The organism is Micromonospora sp. ATCC 39149, assembly GCF_000158815.1.
Taxonomy (GTDB): domain Bacteria; phylum Actinomycetota; class Actinomycetes; order Mycobacteriales; family Micromonosporaceae; genus Micromonospora.
The window spans coordinates 2982630-2986627 of sequence record NZ_GG657738.1; the positions used below are offsets into that span (position 1 = coordinate 2982630).

A 3998-nucleotide genomic window follows, 5' to 3' on the forward strand; every position below is an offset into this window, starting at 1 on the left:
GGGGCGGCCGGGCCACCGCGACGTCCTGCGGCGGCCCGGCCGGTCCGACCGTCACCGGCCGCGCAGGAACCCGGCGTCGACGAACTTGAAATCGGTGTCCGGGCGCGCCTCGCCGTCCTCCCCCGGGGTGTCCGGGGTGTTCCGGCCGTCGTGCACCACCAGTAGCCCGCCGGGGAAGCCCGGCAGCGGGGTGGCGGTCACCGCCGCGCCGTCGCACTCCTGCGCGCCGTCCACCGCCCCGTCGACCACCGCGAACCGGCCCGTCGGGCGGCCGGTACGCCGGTCGTACGTGTGGAACGTGTCGTCGCCCTGGCTGGAGACGACGAGGGTGCCGGCGGAGCGACCCGTCCGGTAGATCGTGAGCCCCTCCACGTCCTGCGCGATCCGGCCGCCGAACCCGGGGTCGGCCGAGTGGTCGGTCACGCAGTCGTCCTCCGCCGGGTCGAACGCCGCCGGCACGCCGTACTCGCGGACCCGCTCGACGAGCGCCGGAGCCCCGGTGAGCCGGCCACCTGCCAGCCGCGTCCGCCACAGGCCCACCTTCTCCTGTGCCAGGTGCACCACCCCGGTGTCCGGGTCCACCACGGTCCCCTCCACCTGCGGGCCGTCGCCGGGGTCGGTGCAGGGCGACCAGACGGTGCCGTCGGGCAGGTTGAACGTCGACGGCAGCGTCAGCCGGTCCACCGGCCGGTAGCCGACCCGGCCGGCGCGCTCGACCAGCCGGAACACCCCCACCTCCGGGGTACTGCGCCGGCTCACCACCACGTACGCGCCGCCGGCGGGATCGACGTACGTGCCCAGCCCGTACGCGGTGCGCTGCTCGTTGACCTCGGCCTGGTCCCGGCTGAACGCGAATGGCACGTCCGGCGCGGTCACGTCGGTGAGCAGCCGGGTGTCCGGGTCGATCCGGTAGAACCGGAGCTGGTCACGCCCCCGGTCGGTGACCACCGCCAGGTCGGCCCGCTGCCCGCCGAGCCGGAACCCGGTCACCAGGTCGACGTTGTTGAACCGGCCGGACTCGTCGTCCGGGCCCGGGGCGGGCGGGGTGCCGAGCGCCTGCCGCTCGCGGGCGGCCAGGTCGTAGACCCGCAGGCCCCCGTTCTTGGCGGTGGCGACCACCAGGCTGCCGGCCCGGTCGGTGTTTTTGCACCCAGATCGCCGGGTCGTCGGCGTCGGCGTCCCCGCCGGCGGAGTCGTCGAACAGGGAAGGTTTTTTCGGTCACTTTTCCGCACCGCGCGCGGCTCTTTTTTCTCGGGCGGGCGCGGCGGCGGCACCGGGGGCGGCCAGCAGCAGCGGTACGGCCGCCAGCGCGGGGATCGCGATTCGTCTCATGCCCGCAGACCGTAGGGTCGGCACAGTGACGGAACCTGAACGCGGAATGAACTCCACGGCGCTGCGCTGGCCCGACGCGATGAGCAGGGCGCTGTACGGGCCGGACGGCTTCTTCGTCTCCGGGGCGGGCCCGGCCGGTCACTTCCGCACGAGCGTGCACGCCTCCCCAGCGTTCGCGGCGGCGGTGTTCCGGCTCGTGTCGCGGCTCGACGCCGCCCTCGGGTTCCCCGCGCCGTTCGACATGGTGGACGTGGGCGCCGGCCGGGGAGAGCTGCTGCGTGCCCTGGCGGACCTGGCCCGCGAAGGAGCGGCTGGCACCATCCTGAGCAGCGCTTTCCCGGCCGGCACCTCCCCGGCGCCGGTGCCGCTGGCCCACCGCCTGCGCCTCACGGCCGTCGAACTGGCCCCCCGCCCACCGGCCCTACCCTCGGAAATCCGCTGGACCGACGAGATCCCGGAGGCCATCACCGGCCTGCTGATCGCCACCGAATGGCTCGACAACGTTCCCCTGGACGTGGCCGTGCCCACCGAGGACGGCTGGCGCTACCTCCTGGTCGACCCAGCCACCGGCAGGGAAACCCCAGGCCCCCCGCTGACCCCCGAGGACAAGACCTGGCTGACCACCTGGCACCCATGCCCCGGCGCGGGGCGGGTGGAGATCGGACGGGATCGGGATCTGGCCTGGGCGGGGGCCGTGCGGTGCCTGCGGCGGGGGATGGCGGTGGCCGTGGACTATGGGCACCTGCGGGACTCGCGGCCGGTGCACGGGACGCTGACCGGGTACCGGGGTGGGCGGCAGGTGCCGCCGGTGCCCGACGGGTCCTGCGACGTCACCGCCCACGTCGCCATGGACTCCGTCGCCTCCGCCGGCGAGCGGGTCGCCCGGTGCGCGTACACCCTGGTGTCGCAGCGGGAGGCGCTGCGGGCGCTCGGGGCCGACGGCGGGCGACCACCGCTGAGCCTGGCCGCCACCAACCCCGCCCGGTACGTGCGGGCGCTCGCCGCCTCGTCGGCGGCGGCGGAGCTGACCGACCCGGCCGGCCTCGGCGGGCACCACTGGCTGCTCCAGCCGGTCGGCGTCGCCGTCGATGCGTACATGGCACGATGACGGGCATGACCACGGACACCGGTGACCTGCGCGAGCTGACCGTCGGCACCGGGGCCGGCGGTGAGCAGCTCGGCACCGACATGGTGCTCAACATCGGCCCGCAGCACCCCTCCACGCACGGCGTGCTGCGGCTCAAGCTGGTCCTCGACGGAGAGCGGGTGGTCGCCGCCGAGCCGATCGTCGGGTACATGCACCGGGGCGCGGAGAAGCTGTTCGAGGTACGCGACTACCGGCAGATCATCGTGCTGGCGAACCGGCACGACTGGCTGTCGGCGTTCTCCAACGAGCTGGGCGTGGTGCTCGCCGTCGAGCGGTTGATGGGCCTGGAGGTGCCCGAGCGGGCCACCTGGCTGCGGATGGCGCTGGCCGAGCTGAACCGGGTGCTCAACCACCTGATGTTCCTCGGCTCGTACCCGCTGGAGATCGGCGCGATCACGCCCGTGTTCTACGCGTTCCGGGAGCGGGAAACCATCCAGGCGGTCATGGAAGAGGTCTCCGGCGGCCGGATCCACTACATGTTCAACCGGGTCGGCGGGCTCAAGGAGGAGGTGCCGGCGGGCTGGACCCGCCGGGCCCGCGCCGCCATCGGCGAGGTGCACCGCCGGCTGCCGGACCTGGACCACCTGATCCGGCGCAACGAGATCTTCCTCGCCCGCACCGTCGGGGTGGGGGTGCTGTCCGCCGCCGACGCCGCCGCGTTCGGCGCGTCCGGGCCCGTCGCCCGGGCCTCCGGGCTCGACCTGGACCTGCGCCGCGACGAGCCGTACCTGGCCTACGACCAGCTCGACGTGCCGGTGGTGACCAAGACCGCCGGGGATTGCCACGCCCGGTTCGAGGTGCTGCTCGACCAGGTGTACGCCTCGCTCGACCTCGCCGAGCAGTGCCTGGACCGGGTGGACCGGCTCACCGGGCCGGTGAACACCCGGCTGCCGAAGGTGGTGAAGGCCCCCGAGGGGCACACGTACGCCTGGACGGAGAACCCGCTCGGCATCAACGGTTACTACCTGGTGTCGCGGGGCGAGAAGACGCCGTGGCGGCTCAAGCTGCGCACCGCGTCGTACGCGAACGTGCAGGCGTTGGCCACCCTGCTGCCGGGCTGCCTGGTGCCGGACCTGATCGCGATCCTCGGCTCGATGTTCTTCGTGGTGGGAGACGTCGACAAGTAGCGGCGGGCCCGTCAGCGCCAGTGGTCGGCCGGGCGGGCGCCACCGGCGCGTGGGGTGTCGTCGCGGGGCGGGTACCCGTACCGCTGCTCCCCGTCGGCGCGCTGGTGCCGGCTGAGCCGGGCCGGCTCGGGTTCCGCCGCGCCCCACTGCCCGACCGACCGGGCACCGCGCTGCGCCGGCGGACGCCACTCGGCCGGCACCGGCACGCCGCCCACCGGCGGTGCCGGGGGGACCGGATCGGACCACGTCCCGTGGTCCCAGTCGGTGCCGCCGCCCGGCCCCGCGCCGCCGGGGCGCTCGTCGGTACGCGCGCCGCGCGGGTCCGCGTCCGGCCAGCCACCCGTCGTCCGATCGAACTCCGAACCGGCGCCGGAGAAGTCCCGGTCCCGCC

3 protein-coding genes and 1 pseudogene are annotated in these 3998 nt (G+C 74.6%); 2 read left to right on the forward strand and 2 right to left on the reverse strand.

Features of this window, described 5'->3' with window-relative positions:
* Positions 1–51: 51 nt before the first annotated feature.
* Positions 52–1119, reverse strand: coding sequence for a phytase (locus MCAG_RS12580; protein WP_198141543.1), 1068 nt, complete (start codon positions 1117–1119; stop codon positions 52–54).
* Positions 1120–1379: 260 nt separating this feature from the next.
* On the opposite strand from MCAG_RS12580, the gene MCAG_RS12585 reads away from it, so the two are divergent.
* Entirely contained in the window at positions 1380–2441 is a 1062-nt protein-coding gene (locus tag MCAG_RS12585) for an SAM-dependent methyltransferase (RefSeq protein WP_036373251.1), read from the forward strand.
* A complete protein-coding gene (locus MCAG_RS12590) occupies positions 2438–3607 on the forward strand; it encodes an NADH-quinone oxidoreductase subunit D (RefSeq protein ID WP_198141544.1) in 1170 nt (389 codons plus the stop codon). Before MCAG_RS12585 ends, MCAG_RS12590 begins: the two co-directional genes overlap by 4 nt.
* A gap of 11 nt (positions 3608–3618) precedes the next feature.
* Here the strand turns inward: MCAG_RS12590 and MCAG_RS33650 are convergent.
* A pseudogene (locus MCAG_RS33650) lies at positions 3619–3998 on the reverse strand (hypothetical protein); the annotation flags it as partial.